A 12,615-nucleotide genomic window follows, 5' to 3' on the forward strand; every position below is an offset into this window, starting at 1 on the left:
GGAGCGGAAGAGCGAGAATTAACGATACTGAATTTGAACAACCGCGAGCGTTTTTTCGGGATTAAGGTACTTCATGCTGAGAGTTGCGAGGCTGGAATCGTTGACCTGACCGTTAAGTACATCTTCATAGCTGACCCTGCGCGTTTGCATCCGATTATTATCCGGGCATGTCATTGCAAACGCGTCATGATGCGGTGTGACCACGCAGGGGTCTGCGACAATAGCGCCGCGAAAATGAATCACACCACCGTCGACAGTCGTGGCTGAAAAAGCGGGGGTAATAAATGCAGAGAGGATGAAACCTAAACCATAAACCCGTCGGGCTAAATATTTGGTCACTATATGTACTCCTCAATGAAAGTCGTCCTTGAGGGGTAAACGCGCTCCGTTAGGGCAAACAAAGCATCACGTTATGGAACAGCACTGCACAGTTCCTGATAACAGCATAGCTCAACCGCGCACGCCCGCCATATCCACAACGTCTTGATTTCATAATCATTAGAGCGCACTTCCCGCCGGGGACCATTGCTGTGATAAATGAAGCGATTTCCCGTCAAAGACAGTGACAGTAATGTTCACCTTGTCTCCGGACTCTATATTTAAACTCAGCCGCATTAAATCAATCGTCTGATTAGCGGGAATAAAAAGTGTGTTTTGTTGCCGTGAAGAACTTTGCCCCCCCTGCCCCTGTCGCAAAGAGACAATCTGCACCTGACATTCACACGGTTCCGTCAGAATAACCTGCGGAATAATGGTGGTCATATTTCCCTGTTGCGATGTTTTAAACGTGATCTGACTGGAAAGCGCCGCGAGGAGAATTAAGGTATTCATGATGAACTCCCGAAAAAAAACAGGGCAAATGCCCTGTTTTTTGTAGCACAGACTGGAAATTAATACTGATGTGCAGTCGCGTGGTTGCCAAAACCAACCTGCTGAACAGTCACAGTGGATCCGGATGCGGTTTGATCAACAGCAGCACCGTTGCCACCACCGTACTGGCTAACGTTCATCACCGAGTGGTTACCATTCCACTGGTCAAGCGTTGCGCTGTTACCGAAACCATTCTGAGTCAGACTAATTGAGCTGTCATCAGAGCCCTGGCCAACGTCAGCACCGTTACCGCCGCCACTCTGATTAATGGTCAGTGTGGAATTTCTCGCACTGGTTTGCAAAGCGAGAGCCGAGTTACCGCCACCGTACTGGTAAATGCTCAGCGTTGAATTTGGACCACTGTCATGACCACCGTGGCCATGCCCGTTACCCCAACCGCCTTGATTAATACTACCGGCCATAGCACTACCAGAAACTACGATTGCTGCAATTGCTGCCACTTTGATAAATTTCATGGTAAACCCCCATCGGATTGATTAAAGTCGCCGCTAAATAACTAACGCTGAATAACGCGAATCGCCATTTGCGACTGTCTCTGCACTACAACTGCGGTTTTCTGCGTACCGTACTGCGTAATATTTGCTCTATTACCCGACCCTTTTTGGATAATTTTCGCACTATTACCATATCCATCTTGCGTAATACCTGCATCATTCGCGCTACCGCTCTGATCGATCCAGGCAATATTATAAGTCCCTGATTGATCAACTCTCGCTCTGTTGCCTGCTCCATCCTGAGAAACAATGGACAATAATTTTGACCCGTCCTGGCGAACCTGAGCATCATTTAACATGCCCTGCTGACCAATAATGGCTGCCTGATTTAATGATGAACGACTTAATTCATTAACCGTGAAGTTATATTCAGCGTTAGCCAAATCTGAATCAGCCGCGATTACAAATCCAGGCGCACCCAGTAATGTAAACATCATAAATAACGATGTATTTTTCATGTTGTCACCCTGGACCTGGCTATTTGATAACGCCATAACCTTGTTACTGTGACTTCGTGTTAGAACGACTCGTAATTTGTTAACGCGTCGTTACGGTGATGAGTATGTCTGCCGAAACATTTTAAATATCTCACCCGCGTGGCTTATTTTTATTTATCACGTCACCTCAAAGTAGTAATTCCATGCAAAAAAACGTTATAGACCGGGGTTCTTATTTTTCTATTAAGCCTTTCTTAATAATCGATTGTGCAGCGGGACGAGAGGGGTAAAGCCCCCATGCAACGGACGCTAAACGAAACGCCAGGAGGACATTTTACACAACACGTGACACGAGACCTGTTTTCTTAAGACGCAGCATCGTTCATTCCAGGACTTAGAAAATCTCTGTGACTCATACCTCTTTACAGGAAGAAATAAATAATTAATATCCATAAAAATCAAACAATTATAAATATTTGTATGATTTTTAAAATCTGTGCATGGTTATTTACATGTACAACTTTCTTATCATTCCACAACATTTAAAAGAGTCCATTTTCACAAATTAATATTGATTTTTACATTCTGTTACACGTTTAACACTTGCTTTAAAGTTAGTAATAGCTAGATTGAAATCAGATGTACGAAATTTGTTTTATATTTACCTCCTGCTGGAGGTTATGGTTTTTTTCTTCACACAGCAGTGCAACATCTGTCAGTACTTCTGGGGTCCTCTTTTTTATCTGGAGGACCGCTGTCAGGTGTCATAAAAAAGTGGGGTTTCATCATGTATAATGAAGTCCAAAGTTTACATGGTCATACGTTACTGTTGATCACAAAACCTTCGTTGCAAGCGACCGCTTTATTACAACATTTAAAGCAATCGCTGTCTCTGCACGGGAAATTACATAATATTCAACGTTCTTTTGATGATATTGCACCTGGCAGTATCATTCTGATTGATATGATGGAAGCGGATAAAAAGCTTATCCATTACTGGCAAGATAATTTAAGCAGGAAAAACAATAATATCCGCGTGTTATTATTGAATACTCCTGATGAGTATCCCTTCAGGGATATTGAAAGCTGGCCGCATATCAATGGTGTGTTCTATATCACGGAAGAAGAAGATCGGCTGGTCGAAGGTCTGCAGGGTATATTGCGCGGCGAGTGTTATTTTTCGCAAAAACTTGCCAGCTACCTCATCACGCACTCCGGAAATTACCGCTATAACAGTTCAGAGTCAGCGCTGCTAACGCACCGTGAGAAAGAGATCCTGAACAAATTGCGCATTGGTGCTTCAAATATTGAAATCGCCCGTTCGTTATTTATCAGCGAAAATACGGTAAAGACGCACCTTTATAATCTTTTCAAGAAGATAGCTGTTAAGAACCGAACTCAGGCTGTTTCATGGGCAAACGATAACCTCAGGCGTTAATCAAATGAAACGCACGTTGAGTTGGATCGCCGCAGCGAGTTTCATGCTCGCTGCCGGGAACGTACGGGCCGTCGAGGTCGAAGTTCCCGGATTGTTAACAGACCACACTGTCTCCTCGGTCGGGCACAATTTTTATCGTGCATTCAGTGACAAATGGGACAGTACATTTACTGGAAATATAACAATCAACGAGCGGCCCAGTGCACGATGGGGAAGTTGGATAACAATAACGGCTAATCAGGACGTTATTTATCAAACATTTTTATTCCCCACGAAAATAGACTTCGATAAAAACGTAGCCTTAGCACTGGCTCAATCAGAAGATGCTATTAATCGCCTGCAAATTGATAAAGCGCTATTAAGCACCAGCGATTTAGCAAAAGACGAATTCTAGCGAACCTATATCCGGAGGCTGTCATGCGTATTGCATATGCAGTTGTTTCGATAATGCTAATAACCCCTATAAGCTGGGCCGGAAATATGACGTTCCAGTTCCGTAACCCTAACTTTGGCGGTAATCCCAATAATGGGGCGTTTCTGTTGAACGAAGCCCAGGCGCAAAACTCCTATAAGGATCCCAGCTTTAAGGATTTTAGCGTCGATACCCCATCGGCACTGGACAACTTCACGCAGGCTATCCAGTCGCAGATTTTGGGAGGGTTGCTGACCAACATTAATACCGGCAAACCCGGCCGAATGGTGACCAACGACTTCATTGTCGACATCGCCAACAAGGACGGACAACTCCAGTTGAACGTTACCGATCGAAAAACCGGGAAAACCTCCACCATTCAGGTTTCCGGTCTACAAAGTGATTCAACGAACTTTTAAACAACAACGAAATAAGGACAACGATCATGCAGCGCTTCCTGATATTTGTTGCAGTGTGCTTATTGAGCGGTTGTTTAACTGCTCCACCTAAAGAAGCTGCAAAACCAACATTAATGCCTCGGGCTCAAAGCTATCGTGATTTAACACATTTACCTGCGCCGACCGGTAAAATATTTGTCTCGGTTTACAACATTCAGGATGAAACGGGACAATTTAAACCTTATCCGGCAAGTAACTTCTCTACGGCAGTGCCACAGAGCGCCACCGCCATGCTGGTGACCGCCCTGAAAGATTCGCACTGGTTTATTCCTCTGGAACGTCAGGGTCTCCAAAACCTGTTAAATGAACGGAAAATTATTCGCGCTGCTCAGGAAAATGGCACCGTCGCGAATAATAACCGCATGCCGCTGGAATCACTGGCCGCGGCGAACGTCATGATCGAGGGATCGATTATTGGTTATGAAAGCAACGTTAAATCGGGTGGTGTGGGCGCGCGATACTTTGGTATCGGTGCTGATACGCAATATCAGCTCGACCAAATCGCCGTAAACCTGCGTGTCGTCAACGTCAGCACGGGCGAAGTGCTCTCTTCGGTAACGACCAGCAAAACCATTCTTTCTTATGAAGTGCAGGCCGGGGTTTTCCGCTTCATCGATTACCAGCGTTTGCTGGAGGGTGAAATCGGGTATACCTCGAACGAACCGGTCATGATGTGTCTGATGTCAGCCATAGAAACCGGGGTAATCTTCCTGATTAATGATGGTATCGATCGTGGATTGTGGGACCTGCAGAACAAAGCAGAGGCGCAAAACCCGATACTGGTTAAATACCGCGATATGTCAGTGCCTCCGGAATCCTGACAGGAAGCGCATAAAAAAGGCGAGATCATCATCTCGCCTTTTTTTATTCACTTACCGCACTGATGTTTTGCGCTTTATCCCGTCTGGCGGCCAGCCAGAGGCCGCTGTTCTTCATGGCATAGCCAAACACCAACCCCAGCATTAGCGAAGGAAGCACCAGCGTCCAGTCCCCCTGCCCTGCAAACGTCGCACATGCGCCTATAAAGGTACCGGGTACAAACGACAGCAGCATATGCTTTGCCTGGATACACATCAAAAACGCGACTACGCCGGTCATGATATAGCCCAGAATCTCCAGATGCGGGGCCAGCGCGCTGCCCTTCATAATCACGAGTGCCCAGATAACACCGCTCATCAGGGTACAACCAGAGATGAAAAGCCCTTTTACGCCGCCCTGCGGGCAGGCAAAGTAGGCCGTACAGCCCAGAAACCCGGCCCAGCTGAGCAACCCGAGAGAGACCGCCACCCATCCCCATAGTCCGGAGAGAATGCCTGTCGTGAATGCGATACACAGTAATATGTTCATGGCGCGCATCTTAGCAGAAGCGCGCCATGGAAATGAGATCAGATGCACATTCCGTGCAAGATAAAATGTATGGTTGCAGAATTTATGTGACCTAAATCACTCCTCATCCTCTTCTTCCAGCTCATCCCACATTGCCGCAATGGCGTCGCGGGTCAGCGGAGCCAGCGTTCTCCAGAACGGCGAGGTCGCATGTGCTTCAACTTTGCCGAGGAAAGTACCGCACCACGGCAGCAGATACGCTTCGAAGAGCGTTTCGATAGCCTCGTTCTCATCATCAGCGGCGTGATCTTCAATCCAGGACGCAGCCAGCAGCAGCGTTCCGATATGGTCAGCAGGGGTATCCGTCAGCGGCATTCCGCGTTCAGAGAGAAACGCGCGCACTTCAGCTTCCGTCGCCCCTTCCTGCCAGGCTGAACGGTACGGCGAAACGCGGCATTCGTCGCCAATAAACAGCGCGTTGTAATCCGTTGAAATCTGCTGCATATCGCAACTTTTTTGCAGACGCTCCAGCAACTCATCCTGTTCCAGCGGCCAGTTTTGCACCAGTTTCCCTTCACGAATCAGGGTAAAGAGTGGAACCAGCAGCGGATCTTGCGGCTGACGATAGAACAGCGTACCCAGCACGCGGCAAAGGATGGAAAACTCATTCATTTTTTTATTCCATTACACAATTAAAGATCGGCAAATTCATCAATCGGATCCATTCCACGTGACTCGAGGAAATCAAGCATGCGGCGTGGGGTAACGTTAAGGATCCTGTCTTCCGGGAAATCCACGTCATTCAGTATTTTCAGGCATTCACTAAAATCACCCAGCGTAAACGCGGTATGGGAATCGGAACCCAGCGCCACCATGCCACCGGCATCCCGCACTGCTGCTGCCACGGCGCGACAGTTTGCTTCACTGCCCTTGCGCGAGTGAACAAAAGAAGAGTTATTGATCTCCAGCGCCACGCGGTGTTTCGCTGCCGCCTGGGCAACAGCCTCGATATCAATCGGGTATTTAGGATTACCCGGATGAGAAATAATGTGCACGTTGCCGCTGGCTATGGCAGCAATCATCGCTCGGGTGTTCGTCTCTTTATCCTGCGGCGCGAAAACCGGCTCGTGGAAACCGGCAAGGATCAGATCCAGAGAGGTCAGCATCGGTCCGGTGCAGTCGATTTCACCGTCTGTATTTTTAATGTTTGCCTCGATACCGCGCAGTATCCCAATACCGTCCACCAGACGTGGCCAGATCCGCATATTCACAAAATGCCAGTAGTGCGGCGCATCTGCCATGTCCGGGCCGTGATCGGTAATCGCAAAAAGCGTAATGCCCTTGCGTTTCGCTTGCGCGATATAATCATGGAGGTTGCTATACGCGTGGGTACTGGCGACGGTGTGCATATGCAGGTCAACGGGATACATCTTTCTCTCCTCTGCGGTTTTTCCAAAGGATAGCAGTTATCTGCAGCGAATATTAGCAAAAACCCGGCTAACGCCGGGTTTCACTCAGTAGCCGCGCTGTCTGTCGACCTGTCCGGTTACCGGATGGCCCTGCTCCATCTCACTGATGGTGTGGGTAATATAGGCCACAGCTTCCGCCGGACGCGTGACCGCTGCAATGTGCGGCGTCATCGCCACACGCGGATGTGCCCACAGCGGGCTTTCGGCCGGTAACGGCTCGCGGCTGTACACATCCAGCATCGCCCCTTTCAGTTTTCCGCTGTTCAGCGCCTGCAGCAGATCGGACTCAACAAGGTGTACCCCGCGCGCCAGGTTCATTACGTAACTCTGGTCAGCCAGTTGATTAAGCAGTGCACCATTGATAATCCCCACCGTTTCGGCCGTATTTGGCAGCAGGTTGATGAGCACGCGCGTACCGTTCAGGAACGCAGGAAGCTCATCAGCGCCGGCAAAACTTTCTACGCCCGGATAATCCTTGCGGCTACGGCTCCAGCAGCGCAGTGGGAAGCCCCACGGGGCAAGTGCTTCAGCGACTTTTGAGCCGAGCACGCCAGCCCCGAGGATACCAATGGTAAAATCTTCGCGCTGATAATCCGGCAGCGGCTCCCAGTGGGATTGCTGTTTTAGTGCCTGATAGTCGTCGAAGCGGCGGAACCAGTGCAGCACCTGGCTGACGGCATACTCCTGCATTTGCTGGCCCATGCCGGTATCTTCCAGACGGAAAAGAGGGATCTCTTCCGGCAGCATTTCAGGGTGTGCTTTCAGTTTGCTCAGAATCGAATCCACGCCGGCGCCCAGTGCAAAAACGGCCTTCAGTTTACGGCCCTGGAGCATTTCTACCGGCGGATGCCAGACCAGCGCGTAGTCAGCATGTTCGTTATCACCACGTTTCCACTCCCGCACGCGCGCCCCGGGCAACGCCGCCGAAAGTGCCTTAATCCAGTAAGCAGTATCAAAAGTGGGGTGATAGAAGATTATATCCATAGTCATTCCTGCCTTTTATTGCGCTGTTTTGTGTTCATTTTCAACTGGATTGCCAGCATAACAAATTTTTACCGCCACCGCGTTGTTGATAAAAAAGGCGCTTTCAGCACATTTAAAAGCCATGTTGACTGAAGTTTGTCTAAATGCACTGATTTACTGAAAAAGTGAGTTGACGCCAGTTCGGCTTTTCCTTACATTAGCGCCCGTCCCGGCAACAACGGGATGACAATATGGTGAGGTGTCCGAGTGGCTGAAGGAGCACGCCTGGAAAGTGTGTATACGGCAACGTATCGGGGGTTCGAATCCCCCCCTCACCGCCATATTCAAGATAAGAGCTCGTACGAAAGTACGGGCTTTTTTCTTTTATATTCCCCGGACAGGGGGGATGAGAATCCCCGACAGGGGGTCGACAACGGGCGACAGCCAGTTGGACAGACTGAGAGCGCAGCGAACAGGCTGCCCGCAGGGCGAGCGAAGCGAGTCAATCCCCCCTCACCGCCATATTCAAGATGAGAGCTCGTACGAAAGTACGGGCTTTTTTCTTTTATATTCCCCGCCCATGCAGCATGAGGCCTTGTGTGGTGTAAGATCCTCACCCTCGCTCCAGGGGAGAGGGAAAGATTAATCTTCCACCATTCGCGCATACTCTTCGGTAAGAAAATCCACCAGTGCCCTGACAGACGGGAGTAACCCGCGTCTTGAAGGATACACAGCATGAATCACCTCACGTCGTGGCTCCCAGGCATCAAGTACGCGAATGAGGTCCCCTGACGCAAGCTGATCTTTCACCATCAATATGGGCAACTGCACCACGCCGATACCCGCTATAGCCGCTTCACGCAGCGCCAGCATATCGGTAGTGATCAGGCGAGGATGGTAATGGATTTCCGCCTTCGCCCCTTCGGGACCGCTCAGTTCCCATTTATGGATGTGTTTACCCTCGTTCGTGCTTAATCCAGGCCAGGCACTGAGTTCAGAGGGCACCAACGGTTTACCCATCCGCTGAATCAACGCCGGTCCAGCGACCAGGCAATGTCCCCGGTCAGCCAGTACCCTTAACACCAGATCGCTGTCATCGAACGGACGCGGGCGCACACGGATCGCGACATCAATCCCCTCCCCCACCAGGTCTACCCGCCGGTTGGTTGCCTCAAGCTGCAGCGCGATCCCTGGATAGCGCGCCATAAATCTCGCCAGCATCGGGCCAACATGGACATGCAACAATGTTATCGGACAGGTGATCCTGACAATACCGCGCGGCTCAGCCTGTAACGCGGCCACCGCCTCCTCAGCAGCTTCTGCTTCCACCATCATCGCTTTACAGTGCTGATAGAAGGTCTGGCCAACTTCTGTCACCGTAAACTGCCGCGTTGTGCGATGTATTAACCGCACGCCAAGCCGCTCTTCCAGCTGAGCTATCCGGCGACTTAGCCGGGACTTCGGCAAATCGAGCGCACGCCCCGCGGCAGCAAAACCACCGTAGTCGACCACCTTCACAAACCAGACGAAGTCATTGAGATCCTGCATAAATCCTCATCGTTCTATTTTCAGAACAGTGAATGCCATTTTCACTATCTACCGGGATATTAACGCTGAATATAAGCTAATTACATCAACAACGCTTCAGGAGTTCATCATGAAAAACGTAACAGGCGTGTATACCGCTCCCCGTCAACACTGGGTTGGTGATGGTTTCCCGGTACGTTCAATGTTTTCTTACCAGACGCACGGCGAGCCGCTCAGCCCGTTTTTACTGCTGGACTATGCCGGGCCATACACCTTCCCGGCGGATGGGGCAAAGCGCGGCGTCGGCGAGCATCCACACCGGGGTTTCGAAACGGTCACCCTCGTCTATTCCGGCGAAGTTGAACATCGCGATTCCACCGGCAGAGGCGGCGTAATAGGCCCCGGGGACGTGCAATGGATGACGGCGGGCGCTGGCATTTTGCACGAGGAGTTCCACTCCAGCGCGTTCGCGCAGAAAGGCGGTGAACTGAAAATGATGCAGCTGTGGGTCAACCTGCCTGCCAAAGACAAAATGGCGACGCCGGGCTACCAGAGCATCACTAAGGCGGATATCCCTGTGGTCACGCTGCCGGATAACAGCGGCTCGCTGCGGGTTATCGCAGGTCGCTACGAGGATGTTGCTGGCCCCGCGCACACCTTTTCGCCGCTAAACGTCTGGGACATTGCGCTCAATCAGGGTAGCCATCTCACGCTCAGTCAGCCGGAGGGCTGGAGCACGGCGCTGGTTGTGATGGAAGGCACCATTACGGTGAACGGAACAGCCCAGGCAGGCGAGGCACAGCTGGTTGTATTAAGCCAGCAAGGCGACACACTCCATCTGGAAGCGAGCCTCGATGCCAAAGTCCTGCTGATGGCCGGCGAGCCGCTGAATGAACCCATCGTGGGCTATGGGCCGTTTGTGATGAACAGTAAAACCGAAATCGCGGAAGCCATTCGTGATTTCAACTCCGGCCGCTTCGGCCAGATCTGATGGTAATAAAGGAGAAGAAGATGTCTGCACCTGCAAATTTTAACGGCTCACGCCCGGTTATTGATGTAAACGATGCGGTGATGTTACTTATCGATCACCAGAGCGGACTTTTCCAGACCGTGGGGGATATGCCAATGCCAGAGTTGCGCGCACGTGCTGCGGCGCTGGCAAAAATCGCTACCCTGGCGAAGATCCCGGTGATCACCACCGCTTCTGTTCCACAGGGACCGAATGGCCCCCTTATCCCGGAGATCCACGCTAATGCGCCACATGCGCAATACGTTCCACGTAAAGGTGAGATCAACGCCTGGGATAACCCGGAGTTTGTGGCTGCGGTGAAAGCCACCGGGCGCAAAACGTTGATCATCGCCGGCACCATCACCAGCGTCTGCATGGCGTTTCCCTCTATTAGCGCAGTCGCGGAGGGTTATAAGGTGTTTGCGGTTATTGATGCCTCCGGCACCTACAGCAAAATGGCTCAGGAGATCACCCTGGCGCGCGTGGTCCAGGCCGGGGTGGTACCAATGGATACCGCGGCGGTTGCCTCTGAGATCCAGCGGACATGGAACCGGGAAGATGCAGCCGAGTGGGCTGAAGTGTATACCCATATCTTCCCTGCCTATCAGCTGCTGATCGAAAGCTATACCAGAGCACAAGAGGTGGTCAAAAACAGCGAAGTGCTCGATTCACAGCGTTAATCACCGGCTCCACGGTCAAAAAGACGTGGAGCTGATTATTGCTTAACCGAACAAGCACTAAAGCAGAAAATCTGCTTGACCGTTTTAGCGCAACTCCCTATAGTAGCGCCCCGTTGCCCCCCAAGCGGTCAGGCAGCAAAACAATATGGTGAGGTGTCCGAGTGGCTGAAGGAGCACGCCTGGAAAGTGTGTATACGGCAACGTATCGGGGGTTCGAATCCCCCCCTCACCGCCATATTCAAGGTAAGAGCTCGTACGAAAGTACGGGCTTTTTTCTTTTATATCCTCCGGACAGGGGGGATGAGAATCCCCGACCGGGGTTCGACAACTGGCGACAGCCAGTTGGACAGACTGAAAGCGCAGCGAACAGGCTGCCCGCAGGGCGAGCGAAGCGAGTCAATCCCCCCTCACCGCCATATTCAAGGTAAGAGCTCGTACGAAAGTACGGGCTTTTTTCTTTTATATTCTCCGGACAGGACGCCCGCACAAAAAACAAAGCCCGGTTTCCCGGGCCTTGAACACAACGGCTAACTCAATAGTACGCTTGCAGCGTGCGCTGGCACAGCGCTGAACGCACGCAGTCTTCTTTCGTGAAGCGTACCACCCCAATCATCTCATCTTCCTCAAAACGTGACATGGCGTCGCTCAGTCCGGACTTCACGCCCGATGGCAGATCGCACTGGGTAATATCACCATTGACGATGACCGTCACGTTTTCCCCGAGGCGCGTTAAAAACATCTTCATTTGCGCTGCGGTCACGTTCTGAGCCTCGTCAAGAATGACGACCGCATTTTCAAATGTACGTCCGCGCATATAAGCGAACGGCGCGATTTCCACCTTGCCAATCTCTGGTCGCAGACAGTACTGCATAAAGGATGCTCCCAGACGTTTCACCAGCACGTCATAGACGGGCCTGAAGTAAGGGGCAAACTTCTCTGAAATATCTCCGGGCAAGAAGCCAAGATCTTCATCAGCCTGCAGTACCGGACGGGTGACAATAATTCTCTCCACGTCTTTATGGATCAGCGCCTCTGCCGCTTTGGCTGCACTGATCCACGTTTTCCCGCATCCGGCTTCGCCGGTTGCAAAGATGAGCTGTTTACTCTCGATAGCATTCAGGTAGTGCGCCTGAGCCTCATTGCGCGCCACAATTGGAGAATTATCACGGCTGTCTCGGGCCATGCCAATTGCTTCTACGCCACTCATCTGCACAAGCGAGGTGACCGATTCTTCTTCACGCTGTTTATGACTACGTGAATCCCGTCTCAGCACACGTTTTGCTTCGCGACGAGCTTTGATCACTGCTTTTTGTCTTCCCATGGATAGCACCTTGAGTTGTTGGTATTCATCACACGTGCCAGTTTCAGCACGATTATGCGCACGAACATCAGAGGGTTGGCTTCCTTGTAAGCCATTGCTTGCTTTACCGGATGACGCAACAGAACGGCTACGCGCACCATTCTGCACGTCGGTCGAAAGAGATTCTTGAGTCGAGGGGGATAATTTTGTG

General features: G+C 50.9%; 16 protein-coding genes, 2 tRNA genes and 1 other RNA gene. 9 read left to right on the top strand and 10 right to left on the bottom strand.

Annotated features, from left to right (window positions below):
• Positions 1-18 precede the first annotated feature (18 nt).
• From HV157_RS04650 to csgB, 4 genes are all read right to left on the bottom strand, one after another.
• Positions 19-339: a type 1 fimbrial protein gene (locus HV157_RS04650; protein WP_113656772.1), complete on the bottom strand. Its 321-nt coding sequence runs from the start codon at positions 337-339 to the stop codon at positions 19-21.
• Between the two features lie 159 nt (positions 340-498).
• A complete protein-coding gene (gene csgC / locus HV157_RS04655; protein WP_182378400.1) occupies positions 499-831 on the bottom strand; it encodes a curli assembly chaperone CsgC in 333 nt (110 codons plus the stop codon).
• A 59-nt stretch (positions 832-890) separates the two neighbouring features.
• Positions 891-1,346, bottom strand: coding sequence for a curli major subunit CsgA (gene csgA, locus HV157_RS04660; protein ID WP_014169524.1), 456 nt, complete (start codon positions 1,344-1,346; stop codon positions 891-893).
• Between the two features lie 41 nt (positions 1,347-1,387).
• A complete protein-coding gene (gene csgB, locus HV157_RS04665; RefSeq protein ID WP_020884698.1) occupies positions 1,388-1,843 on the bottom strand; it encodes a curli minor subunit CsgB in 456 nt (151 codons plus the stop codon).
• Positions 1,844-2,609: 766 nt separating this feature from the next.
• On the opposite strand from csgB, the gene csgD reads away from it, so the two are divergent.
• Genes csgD through csgG form a run of 4 tightly spaced genes read left to right on the top strand, consistent with a single transcriptional unit; the run spans position 2,610 to position 4,951 of the window.
• Entirely contained in the window at positions 2,610-3,260 is a 651-nt protein-coding gene (gene csgD / locus HV157_RS04670; protein WP_020884699.1) for a biofilm master transcriptional regulator CsgD, read from the top strand.
• A gap of 4 nt (positions 3,261-3,264) precedes the next feature.
• Entirely contained in the window at positions 3,265-3,654 is a 390-nt protein-coding gene (csgE, locus tag HV157_RS04675; RefSeq protein ID WP_020884700.1) for a curli production assembly/transport protein CsgE, read from the top strand.
• A gap of 23 nt (positions 3,655-3,677) precedes the next feature.
• Positions 3,678-4,091 carry a curli production assembly/transport protein CsgF gene (gene csgF, locus HV157_RS04680; protein ID WP_020884701.1) on the top strand — a complete coding sequence of 138 codons (414 nt, stop codon included), beginning with the start codon at positions 3,678-3,680 and terminating at the stop codon, positions 4,089-4,091.
• 26 nt (positions 4,092-4,117) lie between these two features.
• Positions 4,118-4,951 (top strand): curli production assembly/transport protein CsgG, encoded by an 834-nt coding sequence (csgG, locus tag HV157_RS04685; RefSeq protein WP_014169519.1) that lies wholly within the window; start codon positions 4,118-4,120, stop codon positions 4,949-4,951.
• Positions 4,952-4,994: 43 nt separating this feature from the next.
• Here csgG and HV157_RS04690 read toward each other — a convergent pair whose 3' ends face one another.
• The 4 genes from HV157_RS04690 to ghrA form a co-directional block, all read right to left on the bottom strand.
• Entirely contained in the window at positions 4,995-5,477 is a 483-nt protein-coding gene (locus tag HV157_RS04690; RefSeq protein ID WP_182268449.1) for a DUF1097 domain-containing protein, read from the bottom strand.
• 96 nt (positions 5,478-5,573) lie between these two features.
• Complete coding sequence (locus tag HV157_RS04695) at positions 5,574-6,128, bottom strand: molecular chaperone (protein WP_182268448.1); 555 nt, start codon at positions 6,126-6,128, stop codon at positions 5,574-5,576.
• A gap of 20 nt (positions 6,129-6,148) precedes the next feature.
• Positions 6,149-6,886 carry a phosphatase gene (locus tag HV157_RS04700; protein ID WP_014169516.1) on the bottom strand — a complete coding sequence of 246 codons (738 nt, stop codon included), beginning with the start codon at positions 6,884-6,886 and terminating at the stop codon, positions 6,149-6,151.
• Positions 6,887-6,970: 84 nt separating this feature from the next.
• Positions 6,971-7,909: a glyoxylate/hydroxypyruvate reductase GhrA gene (gene ghrA / locus HV157_RS04705; protein WP_020884704.1), complete on the bottom strand. Its 939-nt coding sequence runs from the start codon at positions 7,907-7,909 to the stop codon at positions 6,971-6,973.
• 232 nt (positions 7,910-8,141) lie between these two features.
• Here ghrA and HV157_RS04710 point away from each other — a divergent pair.
• Positions 8,142-8,229 (top strand) — tRNA-Ser (locus HV157_RS04710).
• A 301-nt stretch (positions 8,230-8,530) separates the two neighbouring features.
• Here the strand turns inward: HV157_RS04710 and HV157_RS04715 are convergent.
• Positions 8,531-9,436 (bottom strand): LysR family transcriptional regulator, encoded by a 906-nt coding sequence (locus HV157_RS04715; RefSeq protein WP_014169514.1) that lies wholly within the window; start codon positions 9,434-9,436, stop codon positions 8,531-8,533.
• Positions 9,437-9,545: 109 nt separating this feature from the next.
• Here HV157_RS04715 and HV157_RS04720 point away from each other — a divergent pair, with 109 nt between their 5' ends.
• From HV157_RS04720 to HV157_RS04735, 4 genes are all read left to right on the top strand, one after another.
• Positions 9,546-10,406: a pirin family protein gene (locus tag HV157_RS04720; RefSeq protein ID WP_020884706.1), complete on the top strand. Its 861-nt coding sequence runs from the start codon at positions 9,546-9,548 to the stop codon at positions 10,404-10,406.
• 20 nt (positions 10,407-10,426) lie between these two features.
• On the top strand, positions 10,427-11,104 hold the full coding sequence (locus tag HV157_RS04725; RefSeq protein WP_040017121.1) for an isochorismatase family protein: 678 nt from the start codon (positions 10,427-10,429) through the stop codon (positions 11,102-11,104).
• 147 nt (positions 11,105-11,251) lie between these two features.
• Positions 11,252-11,339, top strand: a tRNA-Ser gene (locus tag HV157_RS04730).
• Positions 11,340-11,384: 45 nt separating this feature from the next.
• Positions 11,385-11,520, top strand: a non-coding RNA gene (locus tag HV157_RS04735) — RtT sRNA.
• Positions 11,521-11,636: 116 nt separating this feature from the next.
• Here HV157_RS04735 and phoH read toward each other — a convergent pair.
• Positions 11,637-12,425, bottom strand: coding sequence for a phosphate starvation-inducible protein PhoH (gene phoH / locus HV157_RS04740; protein WP_024908976.1), 789 nt, complete (start codon positions 12,423-12,425; stop codon positions 11,637-11,639).
• Positions 12,426-12,615: the final 190 nt, after the last annotated feature.

This window comes from Enterobacter sp. RHBSTW-00318, from assembly GCF_014101375.1.
Taxonomy (GTDB): Bacteria; Pseudomonadota; Gammaproteobacteria; order Enterobacterales; family Enterobacteriaceae; genus Enterobacter; species Enterobacter ludwigii.

Bases quoted from the DNA above. Each gene is read 5' to 3' on its own strand.
- csgC (WP_182378400.1), bottom strand. From the start codon at position 831: ATGAATACCTTAATTCTCCTCGCGGCGCTTTCCAGTCAGATCACGTTT.
- HV157_RS04725 (WP_040017121.1), top strand. From the start codon at position 10,427: ATGTCTGCACCTGCAAATTTTAACGGCTCACGCCCGGTTATTGATGTA.
- HV157_RS04690 (WP_182268449.1), bottom strand. From the start codon at position 5,477: ATGAACATATTACTGTGTATCGCATTCACGACAGGCATTCTCTCCGGA.
- csgD (WP_020884699.1), top strand. From the start codon at position 2,610: ATGTATAATGAAGTCCAAAGTTTACATGGTCATACGTTACTGTTGATC.
- csgB (WP_020884698.1), bottom strand. From the start codon at position 1,843: ATGAAAAATACATCGTTATTTATGATGTTTACATTACTGGGTGCGCCT.
- ghrA (WP_020884704.1), bottom strand. From the start codon at position 7,909: ATGGATATAATCTTCTATCACCCCACTTTTGATACTGCTTACTGGATT.
- csgE (WP_020884700.1), top strand. From the start codon at position 3,265: ATGAAACGCACGTTGAGTTGGATCGCCGCAGCGAGTTTCATGCTCGCT.
- csgG (WP_014169519.1), top strand. From the start codon at position 4,118: ATGCAGCGCTTCCTGATATTTGTTGCAGTGTGCTTATTGAGCGGTTGT.
- HV157_RS04715 (WP_014169514.1), bottom strand. From the start codon at position 9,436: ATGCAGGATCTCAATGACTTCGTCTGGTTTGTGAAGGTGGTCGACTAC.
- HV157_RS04700 (WP_014169516.1), bottom strand. From the start codon at position 6,886: ATGTATCCCGTTGACCTGCATATGCACACCGTCGCCAGTACCCACGCG.
- phoH (WP_024908976.1), bottom strand. From the start codon at position 12,425: ATGGGAAGACAAAAAGCAGTGATCAAAGCTCGTCGCGAAGCAAAACGT.
- HV157_RS04695 (WP_182268448.1), bottom strand. From the start codon at position 6,128: ATGAATGAGTTTTCCATCCTTTGCCGCGTGCTGGGTACGCTGTTCTAT.
- HV157_RS04720 (WP_020884706.1), top strand. From the start codon at position 9,546: ATGAAAAACGTAACAGGCGTGTATACCGCTCCCCGTCAACACTGGGTT.
- csgF (WP_020884701.1), top strand. From the start codon at position 3,678: ATGCGTATTGCATATGCAGTTGTTTCGATAATGCTAATAACCCCTATA.
- csgA (WP_014169524.1), bottom strand. From the start codon at position 1,346: ATGAAATTTATCAAAGTGGCAGCAATTGCAGCAATCGTAGTTTCTGGT.